The sequence below is a fragment of the Gilvibacter sediminis genome, assembly GCF_028561565.1.
In the GTDB taxonomy this organism is placed as follows: Bacteria; Bacteroidota; Bacteroidia; order Flavobacteriales; family Flavobacteriaceae; genus Gilvibacter; species Gilvibacter sediminis.
Map to the genome: position 1 here is coordinate 76,963 of NZ_JAQQTE010000019.1, position 14,231 is coordinate 91,193.

General features: G+C 44.3%; 16 protein-coding genes. 3 read left to right on the forward strand and 13 right to left on the reverse strand.

What is annotated here, in order from left to right; translation table 11 throughout:
• The first annotated feature begins 22 nt into the window (after window positions 1-22).
• Window positions 23-1,159, forward strand: coding sequence for a glycosyltransferase family protein (locus tag POW22_RS10665; protein WP_272832653.1), 1,137 nt, complete (start codon window positions 23-25; stop codon window positions 1,157-1,159).
• Here POW22_RS10665 and POW22_RS10670 read toward each other — a convergent pair.
• The 3 genes from POW22_RS10670 to typA all read right to left on the reverse strand — a co-directional run bounded on the left by POW22_RS10670 (window position 1,135) and on the right by typA (window position 5,294).
• Complete coding sequence (locus POW22_RS10670; RefSeq protein WP_272832654.1) at window positions 1,135-2,442, reverse strand: O-antigen translocase; 1,308 nt, start codon at window positions 2,440-2,442, stop codon at window positions 1,135-1,137. The two genes, POW22_RS10665 and POW22_RS10670, sit on opposite strands and share 25 nt — an antisense overlap.
• Complete coding sequence (locus POW22_RS10675; RefSeq protein ID WP_272832655.1) at window positions 2,442-3,416, reverse strand: GNAT family N-acetyltransferase; 975 nt, start codon at window positions 3,414-3,416, stop codon at window positions 2,442-2,444. The genes POW22_RS10670 and POW22_RS10675 overlap by 1 nt, the downstream gene beginning before the upstream one ends.
• A 78-nt stretch (window positions 3,417-3,494) precedes the next feature.
• On the reverse strand, window positions 3,495-5,294 hold the full coding sequence (gene typA / locus POW22_RS10680) for a translational GTPase TypA (protein ID WP_272832656.1): 1,800 nt from the start codon (window positions 5,292-5,294) through the stop codon (window positions 3,495-3,497).
• A 99-nt stretch (window positions 5,295-5,393) separates the two neighbouring features.
• Here typA and kdsA point away from each other — a divergent pair, with 99 nt between their 5' ends.
• Window positions 5,394-6,212 carry a 3-deoxy-8-phosphooctulonate synthase gene (gene kdsA, locus POW22_RS10685; protein ID WP_272832657.1) on the forward strand — a complete coding sequence of 273 codons (819 nt, stop codon included), beginning with the start codon at window positions 5,394-5,396 and terminating at the stop codon, window positions 6,210-6,212.
• Here kdsA and POW22_RS10690 read toward each other — a convergent pair.
• Window positions 6,203-6,562, reverse strand: coding sequence for a DUF1801 domain-containing protein (locus POW22_RS10690; protein ID WP_272832658.1), 360 nt, complete (start codon window positions 6,560-6,562; stop codon window positions 6,203-6,205). The two genes, kdsA and POW22_RS10690, sit on opposite strands and share 10 nt — an antisense overlap.
• A gap of 36 nt (window positions 6,563-6,598) precedes the next feature.
• On the opposite strand from POW22_RS10690, the gene POW22_RS10695 reads away from it, so the two are divergent.
• Window positions 6,599-7,564: a transglutaminase domain-containing protein gene (locus POW22_RS10695; RefSeq protein ID WP_272832659.1), complete on the forward strand. Its 966-nt coding sequence runs from the start codon at window positions 6,599-6,601 to the stop codon at window positions 7,562-7,564.
• Window positions 7,565-7,746: 182 nt separating this feature from the next.
• On the opposite strand, the gene POW22_RS10700 is transcribed toward POW22_RS10695, so the two are convergent.
• The 9 genes from POW22_RS10700 to POW22_RS10740 are packed head-to-tail and all read right to left on the reverse strand — an operon-like array spanning window position 7,747 to window position 14,166.
• Window positions 7,747-9,234, reverse strand: a complete 1,488-nt coding sequence (locus POW22_RS10700) for a cryptochrome/photolyase family protein (protein ID WP_272832660.1) — start codon at window positions 9,232-9,234, stop codon at window positions 7,747-7,749.
• Window positions 9,231-9,368, reverse strand: coding sequence for a DUF2256 domain-containing protein (locus POW22_RS10705; RefSeq protein ID WP_272832661.1), 138 nt, complete (start codon window positions 9,366-9,368; stop codon window positions 9,231-9,233). The genes POW22_RS10700 and POW22_RS10705 overlap by 4 nt, the downstream gene beginning before the upstream one ends.
• Entirely contained in the window at window positions 9,369-10,016 is a 648-nt protein-coding gene (locus POW22_RS10710; RefSeq protein ID WP_272832662.1) for a flavin reductase family protein, read from the reverse strand.
• Window positions 10,013-11,473: a cryptochrome/deoxyribodipyrimidine photo-lyase family protein gene (locus tag POW22_RS10715; protein WP_272832663.1), complete on the reverse strand. Its 1,461-nt coding sequence runs from the start codon at window positions 11,471-11,473 to the stop codon at window positions 10,013-10,015. Before POW22_RS10715 ends, POW22_RS10710 begins: the two co-directional genes overlap by 4 nt.
• Complete coding sequence (locus POW22_RS10720) at window positions 11,470-12,606, reverse strand: FAD-binding domain-containing protein (RefSeq protein ID WP_272832664.1); 1,137 nt, start codon at window positions 12,604-12,606, stop codon at window positions 11,470-11,472. Before POW22_RS10720 ends, POW22_RS10715 begins: the two co-directional genes overlap by 4 nt.
• Entirely contained in the window at window positions 12,558-12,833 is a 276-nt protein-coding gene (locus POW22_RS10725; RefSeq protein WP_272832665.1) for a TIGR03643 family protein, read from the reverse strand. Before POW22_RS10725 ends, POW22_RS10720 begins: the two co-directional genes overlap by 49 nt.
• Window positions 12,830-13,297, reverse strand: coding sequence for an SRPBCC family protein (locus POW22_RS10730; protein ID WP_272832667.1), 468 nt, complete (start codon window positions 13,295-13,297; stop codon window positions 12,830-12,832). The genes POW22_RS10725 and POW22_RS10730 overlap by 4 nt, the downstream gene beginning before the upstream one ends.
• Window positions 13,297-13,470 (reverse strand): Lacal_2735 family protein, encoded by a 174-nt coding sequence (locus tag POW22_RS10735; protein WP_272832668.1) that lies wholly within the window; start codon window positions 13,468-13,470, stop codon window positions 13,297-13,299. Before POW22_RS10735 ends, POW22_RS10730 begins: the two co-directional genes overlap by 1 nt.
• Window positions 13,471-13,473: 3 nt before the next feature.
• Window positions 13,474-14,166, reverse strand: coding sequence for an SDR family NAD(P)-dependent oxidoreductase (locus tag POW22_RS10740; RefSeq protein WP_272832669.1), 693 nt, complete (start codon window positions 14,164-14,166; stop codon window positions 13,474-13,476).
• Window positions 14,167-14,231 lie beyond the last annotated feature (65 nt).

Genomic DNA, 14,231 nt, shown 5'->3' on the forward strand with positions numbered 1-14,231 from the left:
GTCGCGTAAATATAGGGCATTTATGAAGATACTGCTGGTCGGGGAATACAGCCGATTACACAACTCCTTAAAAGAAGGACTTTTGGCTCAAGGTCATGAAGTTACTCTGATTGCTACTGGCGACGGTTTCAAAAAATTTCCAGCAGACATATTACTCAAGAGAACCTTACAAAGCGGCTGGCAGAAGAAGTTTCGCGTGGCTTTTCACCGTTTCTTCGGATTGGATCTGAGCTCTGCTGCCCTGCTCAAGCAGTTCAAAGATCAGGCTGCTCAATTGCAAGGCTATGATGTGGTACAACTCATCAATGAGAGTTCGCTGGAACTGCAACCCAAACACGAGCGCGAGCTCATCAGTTGGCTTAAAACCCACAATGACAAACTCTTTGTGCTCTCCTGCGGAACCGATCACAGCAGTGTAGCCTTTGCCAATTCCGGGCAATTGCGATACAGCATTTTAACGCCGCACGCTGCTGGAAAGATTTCAGACAAACAGGCCTATTCCATGCTCAAATATTTGAGGCCCGAATATGAGGCCTTGCATCATTATGTGATGGATCAAGTAGATGGCGTGATTGCTTCGGATCTGGACTACCATTTACCACTACTCAATAATCCAAAATACAAAGGGCTTATTCCGAATCCCATCAATCTGGACAAGCTACCAGTGATACCTTTAGCGAGCGACGGAAAGATCGTGATCTTCCACGGGATCAATCGTCAGAATTATTACAAAAAAGGAAACGACTTCTTTGAAAAAGCTTTGGAAGAGCTTCAAAAGTCACATGGGAATCAATTCGAACTCATCACTGCAGAAAGCCTGCCCTACTCAGAATACATCAAAGCCTATGACCGAGCACACATCATTTTAGATCAGGTTTATAGTTACGATCAAGGCTATAATGCCTTGGAAGCTATGGCAAAAGGCAAAGTGGTCTTTACGGGTGCTTCTGAGGAGTTTTTGGAATATTACCAACTAGAAGACCGAGGCATTGTCATCAACGCCTTGCCACAGGTAGCATACTTAAAAGAGCAATTGGTAAGACTCCTTGAAAATCCGCAGGAAATACAGCGAATAGCCGCAGCTGCCCGCCAATTTGTAAAAGACCAACATGATTACAAGAAGATCGCGGATCGTTACGTTTCTGTCTGGACCTCTTGAGGTTCTCCCTTAGGCGGTTTGAAGTAGGTAAAGGCAATGATCAACACCACCACAAAATAAACCCCATAACGCAGCATATGGGCAATGACCACTCCTTCTGCCCCGTAATCACCAATCAACCATTTGGAGAAGCCGTAGAACAATCCTAGGGAAAGTAATTCCGTGATCACAAAAGGAACCACGCGGCGTTTAGCCAAGAACTGATAAGCGAGTATCAAAGCCGCAAATCTGATGAAATCTCCAATGAGCTGCCATTTAAAAAGAGGTACCATACCCTCAAATTCTGGGTAGATCAAGAGGCGTACGTAATCTCTAAATACGTAGACCAAAATCATCCCAACACCAAATAAAGGCAGCAGCGTTTTATAAATATGGACCACTTCTTTTTTGAAGCCGCTCAAAGTAGTAATAGTGGCAAACTTTGGGATCACATAGAGCGTGAATATGGCATTGGCAAACACCATATAATTCATGGAAATTCGAGTTACAGCAGACCAATAGGCAGCATCGTCTTTAGAGATATTGTCCTTGATCATGATGCGAATATCCAGTTCAATAAAGTTCTTGAGGATCGTTGAAATAAAGCTCATCAACGTAAAGGCTAAAAGCGCCTTTCCAAAGGGAACCGCAAAACGCAGTTTGGAGAAGTGTAAGTGCTTCCGCAGTACTTTGTGAAAGATATAAAGCAAGGTCAGCAACTGGATCACTGGCGTGATACTTATGGCAAAAAGCACTCCGTCCAAACCGTACTGAAATAATCCCAAAATGAGAACCGCAGAGGACAGTAGGTACGAGAACAGCTCAATTTTGACAAACTTCTTGTAAGCAGACAAACCGTTGATCACTCCGTTAAAGACCCTTTGCAAGGCAATTGCGGGCACCACAAAGGCCACGACTTTCATCATATAGGCAAAGTCTGGGGTGTCAAAGAGTTCAACACTCCAATATTCAGCCCAGAAGAATAGCCCCACACCAGCAACCAGGGAACCGATGACGGTAAAAACCATAACGGTAGAGAAAACCTTATTGAGACTTTCCTCATTTTCCTTATTCTCTGCTACATACTTAACCACCCCATTAAACACTCCAGAGGTACTTAAGGACATGAGTGAAGAGAGCACATTTCTAAGCTGACTAATGGCGTAGATCCCAGCTTCACCTAGCATTATCGAGACCGTGCGCTCTATAAAAAAGGAGATGACAAGACGTACCATGATCACTCCGGCGTTGAGCGAGGTCATCTTGAGTAAGGCATTCCTTTTTATGAATTCGGGGATACGCATTAAAGCAGGCCTTTTAGTTTTTCGGTTTTCTTCGGATCGAATCCGTAGGTCTTATTCGCAGTGGTGCGCGCACCAAAACACTCCTTCCAATACAGGAGGCCGCTGTTGAGTTCCAGGCCGCCATCTACTGTGGAAATTCCAAAATCAAAATAGTTCAGATGGTCAAATTCCATCATAATCAAATGATCAAAGAGCAGATCTAAAGTGCCCAATTGTTGACGATCGGCACCAGCAGCGATATACTGCACATGAGCTGTCGTTTGAGTTTCAAACACTACACAGCCTCCGACCATTCGGCTTTTGTCATAAACTAAAAACAGGTGAATGTTCTCTGAAAAGTCTAACTGCAAGGCAGCAATCTCCTCCGCCGTATGAACGGGTTTGGCCTCATGACGAGCTTCCAGATTCGGAATCAAAATTTCCTGCCAAAAGCCTTTAAAATCTGTTGATTGCTTAATGGTCAAGCCTAATTTCTTAGCCTTCTTAACCCCTTCATATCTATTGGATTGAATCGGCAGCGGGTTGCGCAGATCAATGGTACTGGCAGACTCTACCTTAAGGGTTTTGGCTCCAGCTATAAAGCTTAAGTAATCCAATTCCTGACTGGGCTGAGTGCAGTAAATGTCTGGCATGGCCTTCATGACCACTTGAATGATCCCTTGCTCGTCGGCAGCCTCAAAAAGGGCCAAGAGCATTTCCACGTAATTGTTGAATTTCACCGATGGTGGGATGACCAAACCTCCATAAGAAAGGCCTCCGTGGGAGACCCATTGGTCTTCTTTGAGGTTGGCTGGGAATAGCGCAACGAGCTTATCGCCTTTAAAAATGCATTGGGATGCATCCTTAAAACGGTCAGCGTGATATTCCATAAAACTTCTATGAAATAAGAAGGTCGCATTCTTGGCCTGGCTTACAAGCTGGTTCCAAGCATCGGCCCATTCTGGTCGGTAAGCGGCTACGCGGTACGTACTCAAATTGCTGCAGAATTTAGCGTGAAGGTAAAAAAATTGACGGCCTTGACCTAATACCTACGGCAACTTAAACGACAGAAACTAGGAATTGTTTTTGGCGCGTTTACGATCCACTTCCTTGAGTAAAACCTTGCGAAGTCTCAAATGGTTTGGAGTCACCTCAACGTATTCGTCCTTTTGGATGTATTCCAAAGCTTCCTCTAAAGAGAACTTGATAGCCGGAACAATACGCGCCTTATCATCGGCTCCTGCAGAACGTACGTTGGTCAGCTTTTTGGTTTTGGTCACGTTTACGGTCATATCATCACCGCGTGAATTCTCTCCAATAACTTGCCCTTCATAGATCTGCTCTCCCGGATCGATAAAGAACTTACCGCGCTCTTGAAGCTTGTCAATAGAATAAGGAATCGCTGTTCCGTTCTCCATAGAAACCATACTTCCGTTGATACGCTCCGGAATTCCACCTTTTAGCGGTTGGTACTCCAAGAAACGGTGAGTCATGATCGCCTCTCCTGCAGTTGCCGTTAAGAGTTGATTTCTAAGCCCGATGATCCCTCGAGAAGGAATCAAGAAGGTACACAACATACGATCTCCCTTGGCTTCCATGGAGGTAATATCTCCTTTACGCATGGTTACCAATTCTACCGCCTTTCCGCTCACGGTCTCCGGCAAATCAATGGTCAATTCCTCAAACGGCTCGCATTGTACTCCATCAATAGTTTTGATGATCACCTGCGGCTGCCCGATCTGCAATTCATAACCTTCTCGACGCATGGTCTCAATCAGTACAGAAAGGTGTAATACTCCACGGCCAAAGACCATGAATTTATCCGCGCTATCTGTAGGCTCTACGCGTAGCGCCAAATTCTTTTCTAATTCACGCTCTAAGCGCTCTTTGATGTGACGCGAGGTCACAAACTTTCCGTCCTTTCCAAAGAATGGAGAATCGTTGATGGTGAACAGCATGCTCATAGTTGGCTCGTCAATGGCAATGGTTGCCAAAGCTTCTGGAGCTTCTGCATCGGCAACAGTATCACCAATTTCAAAACCTTCCAATCCAACAAGCGCACAGATATCACCGGCGTGTACTTCACTTACTTTTTTACGTCCAAGGCCTTCAAAGGTATGTACCTCTTTGATCTTGGATTTGATCTGTTTACCGTCTCTTTTGATCAGGCTCACTTGCATGCCTTCTTTGATCTCACCGCGCTGAACACGGCCAATCGCGATTCGACCTGTAAAGGAAGAATAGTCCAATGAAGTTACCAGCATTTGCAAGCTTCCTTCTTCTACTTTAGGCGATGGAATGTGCTCCATAACCATTTCCAAAAGCGGCTCTATAGAATCAGTTCTGTTCTGCCAATCATCACTCATCCAGTTTTGCTTGGCCGAACCATAAACGGTTGGGAAGTCCAACTGCCACTCTTCTGCACCCAATTCAAACATGAGGTCAAAAACAGCTTCGTGAACCAAATCAGGCGTACAGTTCTCTTTATCTACTTTGTTGATCACCACACAAGGCTTTAGACCCAAGGAGATCGCCTTTTGCAACACAAAGCGCGTCTGCGGCATCGGGCCTTCAAAGGCATCTACCAACAAAAGCACACCGTCTGCCATATTCAATACGCGTTCTACTTCTCCACCAAAATCGGCGTGACCAGGAGTATCAATGATGTTGATCTTAGTCCCTTTGTAGTTTACCGCTACGTTCTTAGAAGTAATGGTGATTCCGCGTTCGCGCTCCAGATCGTTGTTGTCTAGAATGAGTTCCCCAGTCTGTTGGTTCTCACGAAACAATTGACAGTGGTGCATGATCTTGTCTACCAAGGTAGTTTTACCGTGGTCAACGTGCGCAATAATGGCGATGTTCTTGATGTTCATAGTTCCTTGTTTTAAGGCGGTGCAAAAGTACACGCAATTATTGGATTTGCAGCTATATGACTCAGAAGATTGCTATCTTTGCACCTTAAATTCAAGTTGATGAACCTCAGCAGTATTCCAAAGCTAAAAAACACCGACAGTAATAACTTCTTTCTTATGGCAGGACCATGCGCCATTGAGGGCGAAGAAATGGCCATGCTCATTGCAGAAAAGGTAAGGGCTATTACCAATCGATTAGAGATCCCTTACATCTTTAAAGGCAGTTTCAAAAAGGCCAATCGCAGCCGTTTGGACAGTTTTACAGGTATTGGAGACATCAAAGCCTTGGAAATTTTGGCAAAGGTTGGAGCTAACTTTGATCTGCCAACAGTAACCGATATCCACGAGGTAGAAGATGCTGCAAAGGCCGCAGAATATGTAGACGTGCTTCAAATCCCTGCCTTTTTGGTGCGCCAGACCGACTTGGTTGTGGCTGCTGCTAAAACGGGGAAAGTGGTCAATTTGAAAAAAGGGCAATTCATGAGCCCGGAAAGCATGCAACACGCGGTGAGCAAAGTACTGGAAAGTGGAAACGACCAAGTGATGGTGACCGACCGCGGTACCATGTTTGGGTATCAAGATATGGTGGTAGACTTTAGAGGAATCCCAACTATGAAGAACTTTGCCACTACGGTATTAGATGTAACACACAGCTTACAACAACCCAATCAGTCTAGCGGAGTAACGGGTGGACGCCCAGAGATGATCGCAACCATTGCCCGTGCAGGAATTGCAGCAGGTGTTGACGGCTTATTCATTGAAACCCACTTTGACCCGGCAAACGCCAAGAGTGATGGTGCCAATATGTTGGATCTTTCCCTATTGGAAAAGCTTTTGTCTGATCTTACCGCGATCCGCAAAACCATCAATCAGCTATAAAAACCACGATCGCGAACGCTCAACGCATCTGCAATCACCTCTTCTAAAATTTGTTGCTCTATCGCTTCCAGTTCTTTGTAGCGTAAAGATTTCATGACCTTACGGCCTTGAGTTTCTAAATGCTCCAAATGGACTGTTAGATGTGCAGCATGCCAAAATCCCAAATCTACATAACCCTTGGTCACGTTTAAATAACAAAAGGGTTTGTCATCGATATAAAAGAAAGGTATTCGGTACTTGTATTTGAGCACAGCATCTGGAGCCAAGCGTCTAACGGTTGCCTCTAAATGCAAGAGTATGCTTTTAAAAGGCTCTGGTTGCTCTAAAATATAAGACTCTGCAGGATTCAAGATATTTTGTAACTTTTAAGTGATTTAAAGATACAAATGCGCACCTTAATTGCTTTGCTTTTTTTCAGTCTGACGGCCTTGGGGCAACAAAACCCTGAGATTCAAACCGTCTTGGCCACTTATCCCACGGAATTTGAAACCGTAAACGATCTAGCTAAAAAGATCGCGTATGACTTTAAAACTGATGAAGATCGCGTGGAGGCCATTTACAGTTGGATAACCGCCAATATCCGCTATGACTACAATCAGATCTTCCAACAAAAGCCCAAGAACGTTTGGATTCGCTATCGCAGTGAAGAGGAAAAAAAGCGCAAAGAGCAGCAAGCCTTAGACACACGTCTCAATGAGATCTTGCGTGTAAAACACACCTTGTGCTACGGGTACAGCAATTTATTCAAGCGGCTCTGTGAACTGATGGACTTAAAGGCTGTTACCATAAACGGTTACACAAAAAGAACGGTTGCCGTTATTGGTGAGACTACAGCCTTTAAAAATCATTCCTGGAACGCAGTTTACTTAAATGGACAGTGGCAACTCTTTGATTTGACCTGGGCTGCAGGTTATACAGATGTAATCCAAGACCGTTGGCTTCGTGAACGCAATGATTATTACTATAAAACTGATCCACAACAACTCATCAGCACCCACTTACCTGCAGATCCCAACTGGCAACTCTTGCAACGACCCATGAGTGATGAAGCCTTTTTTGAAGAACCTATTTACTATCCGAGTTATTACAAGGATCGTTTTGTATTAAGCGCTCAAGAGGATGGAATCTTAACTGCTGATGGAAGAAAGGTCAGTATTAGTTTTTCAAGTATTCCACAAGGGCGAACACTTTTCTACGCTGTGGATGGAAAACGAGAGATCGTTGAAGTAGATCGGATAAAACAAACGGCAGATGGCCAATACCGCGTGGATATTTTTGGTCTAAAAAAAGATGCCCGTCAATTGACTCTATACAGTAATCTACGTCCTGCCCTAGATTTTAAACTCCTCTAAATCAAATAAAAAAAAGGGCATTGCCTAAGCATCACCCTTTTAATAGAATCCTGATTTTATCAACTCCCCAATTGAAAAAATCTATGATGTAAAGTTGACGATTTCTCAGGGGGAGCACAAAAGGAATTTCCCCCTTTTTGATACAGGGTTTTTCCTATTTTTTGGTAAGGTCGGGCCGTAATCTAAGCTTTTTCTAAGGTTTCAAAGTACTCCTGAGCCCGACTGATCAATCCACTGCGCTTGTCTGCATCCCATTTATCAAAGGTGCCTAAAAGCATCGCCAAGCGCGGGTTTGAACTAAAAAAGTCGCGTTGCTTGTCCATAAAATGCCAGAAGAGTGCATCCCAAGTTTCTTGCCAATCGCCTTTGGAATAATTGCTCATTTTTAGAATATAATTGCTGCTGCTTATGTAGGGCTTGGTAGCAAAAAAGCCGCCGTCAGCAAATTGACTCATCCCATAAACATTAGGCACCATAACCCAATCATAGGCGTCAATAAATAATTCCATAAACCATTTGTAGACCTCCTTAGGGTCAAATTCACAGAGCAACATAAAATTACCTAAGACCATCAGGCGTTCTATGTGGTGACAATAACCAGTTTTTAGCACCTTCTTGATGGTGTCATCAATAGGCGGAATTCCGGTTTCTCCCGTGTAAAAGGCGTTTGGGATCTTTCGGTCAAAGTCCCAGAAGTTCTCGGTACGCATCGGCACACCTTTAGCCACATACATCCCGCGGATAAACTCGCGCCAACCCATGATCTGTCTAACAAAACCTTCTAAACTCTGGATCTCAATACCGTTTTCCTCAGCGAAACTCAGACTACGATCCAATACGTACTGCGGAGTTAACAGACCGACATTCATCATAGGAGTCAAAATGGAATGATGCAGATAGATCTCCTCTTTTACAATAGCGTCCTCATAAGGTCCAAAGCCTGCGAAACGCTGCTCTAAAAACTGTTCAAACCAATCCTTTGCCGTTTGGAAATCCGTGGCATACAAAGGCGAATCGCTGACCGTTCCATAATTATCCGCAAAGTGCTTCTCCACATAGTCCAAGGCTTCTTTATAGGCATCCGTTGGATCTGGAAATTGAATAGGCGGTGGCGTTTTGCCCTTGGGATATTTTTTTCGATTGTCAACATCATAGGTCCATTTGCCGCCTTGGGGTTGGTCTTTTCCGGTGATCAAGATATCACGAGACTTTCGTTGATCCTTATAAAATGTAGTTTGATGAAACTTCTTCTTATCCTTCCTAAAAAATCCGGAAAGGTCTTCTCTGCTGTTCAAGAACATAGGAGAATCATAAACCTGCAATTCAAGTGCTGCAGCATCTACAGCCTCATTCAACCATTTATCCAAATAGAAATCCACCGGATCTGCCAAATGAAGTTCGGTATACCCCTGCTCTTTTAACTGAGCAATGAGCTTTTTTAAGGGGGCGTGATCTTCATGGAATTCCACATAAGTAACGTTAAAGCCTTCGTCATTCAAAAATTCAGCATAGGTTTTCATGCTGGCACGGTGATAAACCAACTTCTGTTTGTGAAAGTTTTGATAAGTGAACAGCAAGGGTGACTCCACCAAAACTACATCACGACCCTCAGCCAAAGCTGGGTGCTGTTCAAACAATTGATGGGGAAAAACTAAACTTACTGCACTCATGAATTCTTGTTTTTATTACCGCTGCAACGCTTACTGCAATACTTTACCTGCTCCCAGTCTCGCTCCCATTTTTTTCTCCAAGTGAAAGGGCGACCGCAGGTAAGGCAGATCTTTGTAGGCAGTGGTTTTCGCATTTATTGGTTCTCTTTAAAATTGGGCAGGTCTTCTACTCGGGCATAGGGATAATCACCCACCTCAGTCATTTTGTAATAGGTGTTCAAGCCAGAAATACCCGCTATTTCCAACTTTTCTAGATTCAACTTCCCGTTCGCTTCATCTACCCAATCAGGAACTTCAATAAGTTCTATTTGGCCAATGACAAACAAGGTCCCGTTTTGAGGAATAGCAATCTCATTGACCTTTTTTAGACCGATCTTTACTGGAGCCTCCTTTACAAAAGGCGCCGGAAAATCTCCGAGATATTCTGGCGTGAATCCGCAGCGCTCAAACTCGCTCTCCCCTTCATCAAACTTAGCAGAGGTATAATGCGCTTGCTCTGTATGAGCAGCCGGAACATGATTGATGGTGTAATAGCCGCTCTGCTCAAGATTGTTATAGGTATCTCGTCTAAACTCAAAATGTGGGCGCAGTACAAAACCTAAAAAAGGTGGATTGCTTCCTAAATGCACTACAGAACTAAAGATCGCCAGATTTTCATGGCCATCTTTGCTCACGGTACCAATGAGATTCGCAGGCTTTACGCCCGTGATGGAATTGATCAAATGCAAACGCTTAATGCGATCCATTTCTGCAATATCGTTATGGGTGTATTGTGTTTTCATTTGCTGCGTCGGGTATGTGTTTTTAAAATTCGTTGTTTTTCTTTTTGTACCTGCGGATGTTTTCTGTGCCCGTAGATACGTTCTCGAGCAGCCTTTCCAGAGGCTTCCAAATCCACCAAAGGATGCGGGTAATCCACGCCCAATTCAAAATTCATGAATTGTTGCTCCATGGGAGTTAAGGTCCAGGGTTGGTGAATATGTGTTACTGGGAGATCTCGCAATTCCGGCACCCATTGTTTAACGAATTCTCCCTCGGGATCGTGATCCAAACCTTGCTTAACAGGGTTATACATGCGGATGGTATTCACTCCAGTAGTCCCTGCCTGCATTTGAAACTGCGGATAGTGGATCCCAGGCTCATAGTCTAAAAACAGCTGAGCCAAATGATAGACCCCATCGCGCCAATCTTGCCCCAAATGATGGCAGAAAAAGGATACCAGCATGGCGCGCATCCTAAAGTTGATCCAACCCGTAGCCTGCAAACATCGCATATTGGCATCAACCATGGGGTAGCCAGTTTGCCCAGTCTTCCAAGCTTTTATAAAGGCCTCATTGCGCTGCCAATCCATATGCTCATAGCCACGGTTAATACAAAGGATCTCGTACTCACATTCCACTTCAAACTTCTGAATAAAATGCGAACGCCATTTCACTCGGGTTAAAAAACCATTGAACGCTCTTTTGTGATTGGGCGCATTGGGATGATTCTTTACAAACTGAAAAACCTGTTTTACAGAAAGACAACCCCAGGCCAAATAAGGAGAAATTCTTCCACAGCTATAACGACTGCCTAAAGGTTTGGAGATCTGTCGCATATAATTGCGCCCGCGCTCCTCACAAAAACTCTTCAAATACTTCCATCCCATGGATTCTCCGGGAGCCTGATATTCGCTGGGATACGCTGACCAAACTTGCGCTAAAGTTTCCGGAATGGAAAATTCATGCTGCCAGTCTACTGAAAGGTTCGGATCATAGGTATTATGCGTCAAGGGCGAATGCATCTTGACATACCACTGCTTGTCCCAACCATCTCTGTTTTGAATACCTCGCAAAACACCCTCTCGCTGAAACTCCTGCCACTCAATATTGTGATCAATGCACAGCTGAGCCACTTCTTTATCACGATCCCAGGTGAGTTGCACGCCGCTCTCTCGATAACTAAAAAGCTGCTTGATCTCATAAGGTTCCAAGAGCTCACTCAATACAAGGACGGCATCCGCATAACAAATAGAAAGTGCTCTTTGCTGCTTGGCAAATGTTTTTCTCAAATCTTCCAAAGAACCTAACACAAACTGATTGTGCCTCAAGCTCCATTCCGGATGCTTCAATAAAGTCGGCTCAAAGAGATAGAGAATTATATACGGCAAACCCGCTGCTTCCGCGGCGGCTAGCGGTTCGTGATCCTGCGAGCGCAGGTCCCGTTTTAACCAAACAATATTGATTGGGGTTCTACTCAAAAGCGCAACTCTTTTTCCGCTTTTTTCCAAAAAGCAAAGAAAGAGCGGTGGGTTCCTTGTACGCTGGTCATCCAATCACGTGCGTGCTCGGTGCCGCGATAGTCCGTATTTAATGGATGTTCTTTAAAGTGGATCTTAGAGCTACTCAGCTCGGCCTCAAGAGCTTTGAAACTGCCCACATAGTGCTGAATATTCGGAATGTTCTTGCTTAAAGCCACAGCAAAATCGATTGCTTTTTGACCCACGGGGTACCGATCAAATACTTCCGGTTCCCAAAGCATGATGCGGTTCATATCCTGATCATCCAACCAATGCGGATCTAAATTGTAGTAATTGTAAACTGCGGTAGGCAAGGATTCATCAATCTGCAAAGCAGTAGGCTCTGGTAAAGGAGTTTCTTGATTCCAATCACTATTTTCCGAAAGTTCCTCAGGAACATCGAGCTCCGCAAGAGCCTCATAAGTAACATCCAGAAAAGTTCCCTTTTGTTTGCTAAAGGTGTATTTGTTTACGTTGTCCTGATTGGCGATGTATTTTTTTCCAGCATTGCTGCCAGCAACCCACTGCCAACTTAAAGCGTTGCTCGCCCAATCACCATCCAACAGATGATAATACATCCAACGGGCTGGCTGCTTCCAATGGGCTCCCCCTTGATTGCAAGCTATGGCTGCAGTATACATGCGAATGTGATTGTGCATATAACCCGTATCGTACATCTGCGCAATGGCACGGTCAATTGCTTCTATTCCAGTCTCGGCTTTATCAACGGCCAAAACCATTTGATAGTGCTTTACATCGGGTTGTGCGCGTTTGAAATCTTGATTGATCGCATCACCTTGATCTTTCCAAAGGGTTTGCCAATAATCTCTCCACGCCAACTCTTGAACAAACTTCTCGATCTCGTATTTCTTATACCCTTCGGACTTTAAAAAGTCTAAAACGAACTTGGTAGATATCACCCCACGAGAAATATAGGGTGACAGATAGGTCACATCTCCATTGATGAAATTGCGAGTTTTGGCATAGCGTTTTGGGCGAATGGCCTCCACACGCTTCTGAATAGCATCAAAATCTGTTGGGAAATCTAGCGCTTGCTGATCTTGTTTCCTGTTATTTGTCGTTGTCGGCTGCATTTGAATCGGTCTATTTCTGGATTGCGTTTTTTGAGGTGTTTTTGACTTACGCCACTGTTGACACGCTTGCGCCAACGGTTAAAGCTGGAGCGTTTGAGTTCGCGGCGCATGAGTTTGATCACCTCCTTTTCTGGAAGTCCAAACTGCGCTTCTATAGCTTCAAAGGGAGTTCTGTCCTCCCAGGCCATTTCAATGATTCGATCTATTGCTCTTTCGTCTAAACTCATTTGAATGTTCCAAAACGTTTATTGACAGCTTCTACTCGGTAATCGAAGATCTCCTCCAACTTTTTACGGATCACCAGACTGTTCATAATCGAACCCAAAACACCTAAAGGTGGCTGATACGAAACAATATCGCTCATCAAAACTCCACCTTCAATGGGCTCAATAAAATGCTGATGATGCCAGATCTTATAGGGTCCTACACGCTGCTCATCAATAAAGTAGGACTTGTCATTGACCTGCGTGATCTCCGTCACCCACGTCATGGGAATCCCCATCAAAGGCTTCACGATATAACTGATGATCATTCCTGGGTACATCTTCTCAGGAAGTTCCCCTGAGGTGATCTCAAAGCCCATATGGTCTGGGGTGATCTCCTGCAGATTGGCTGGTGAGGAAATAAAATCCCAGACCTCGTCAATAGAAGCCGGTATCTTTTGACTGCGTTTAAATTGGTAAAAGCCCATTAGCTGGCATTCTGTATGGCATCAATCTTTTTGTTGATCTCTTCTGCCTTGGCATACATTTCATCGCTAGCCTTTCTGTTTGAGGTCGATAGGCGCTGCGCATCGGCCATGGCTTTGGCATAAGCTTCACTGAGCTTTTCCAATTCTGATTTCTTTTTGAATAGTCCGAACATGGTTTAAACTTTTAAGGTGGAGATTCCGCCATCTACCTGAAGCACTTGACCAGTGATCCAGCTGGAAGAATCGTTGAGTAAAAATGAAGCAGCATTGGCAATGTCCTCTGGTTCGCCAATTTTTTGCAGCGGATGTCTCTTAGCATTGGCTGCCTTTTTCTCATCGGAATTAAGCAAACGAGAGGCCAAAGGCGTATCCGTAATAGACGGTGCAATGGCATTCACACGCACTGTTGGAGCTAGTTCTGCGGCCAAAGCACGCGTTAAGCCCTCAATAGCTCCTTTAGACATGGACACTTGAGTGTGGAAATTAAAACCGGACTGAACAGCCACTGTTGAAAACATCACGACTGAACCATTCCCATTCTTCAGCGGTTCCAAAGCGTGTTGAATGGCGCGAACCGCTCCTCCAACTTGTAGATCAAAATCCGCTTGAATATTGGTTTTCTTGAGTCGCTTAAAGGGCAAGAGGTTAATGGCTCCCGGACAATAGGCCAGACCATCAATAGCCTCAGGTAGTTCCGGTAAACTAGCCTGCTCATCAGTTACATCCAATTGATGAAACTCTACATTATTGATGGACTCTGGAGTGGTCGTGTTATAGGTAGCAATCACCTTATTGCCTTGCTCACTGAGCATTTTTACAAGGGCTGCCCCGATTCCACTAGTACCTCCGATAACTAAGAATGTCTTCATTTCAAATTTTTGTTTAAACAAAGTTAGTATTTATTAAACAAAACATACTTAAAGAAATGATAATT

Coding starts and splice junctions, on each gene's coding strand:
- POW22_RS10665 (WP_272832653.1), top strand. CDS start 23: ATGAAGATACTGCTGGTCGGGGAATACAGCCGATTACACAACTCCTTA.
- POW22_RS10670 (WP_272832654.1), bottom strand. CDS start 2,442: ATGCGTATCCCCGAATTCATAAAAAGGAATGCCTTACTCAAGATGACC.
- typA (WP_272832656.1), bottom strand. CDS start 5,294: ATGAACATCAAGAACATCGCCATTATTGCGCACGTTGACCACGGTAAA.
- kdsA (WP_272832657.1), top strand. CDS start 5,394: ATGAACCTCAGCAGTATTCCAAAGCTAAAAAACACCGACAGTAATAAC.
- POW22_RS10695 (WP_272832659.1), top strand. CDS start 6,599: ATGCGCACCTTAATTGCTTTGCTTTTTTTCAGTCTGACGGCCTTGGGG.
- POW22_RS10700 (WP_272832660.1), bottom strand. CDS start 9,234: ATGAGTGCAGTAAGTTTAGTTTTTCCCCATCAATTGTTTGAACAGCAC.
- POW22_RS10705 (WP_272832661.1), bottom strand. CDS start 9,368: ATGCGAAAACCACTGCCTACAAAGATCTGCCTTACCTGCGGTCGCCCT.
- POW22_RS10710 (WP_272832662.1), bottom strand. CDS start 10,016: ATGAAAACACAATACACCCATAACGATATTGCAGAAATGGATCGCATT.
- POW22_RS10720 (WP_272832664.1), bottom strand. CDS start 12,606: ATGCAGCCGACAACGACAAATAACAGGAAACAAGATCAGCAAGCGCTA.
- POW22_RS10725 (WP_272832665.1), bottom strand. CDS start 12,833: ATGAGTTTAGACGAAAGAGCAATAGATCGAATCATTGAAATGGCCTGG.
- POW22_RS10730 (WP_272832667.1), bottom strand. CDS start 13,297: ATGGGCTTTTACCAATTTAAACGCAGTCAAAAGATACCGGCTTCTATT.
- POW22_RS10735 (WP_272832668.1), bottom strand. CDS start 13,470: ATGTTCGGACTATTCAAAAAGAAATCAGAATTGGAAAAGCTCAGTGAA.
- POW22_RS10740 (WP_272832669.1), bottom strand. CDS start 14,166: ATGAAGACATTCTTAGTTATCGGAGGTACTAGTGGAATCGGGGCAGCC.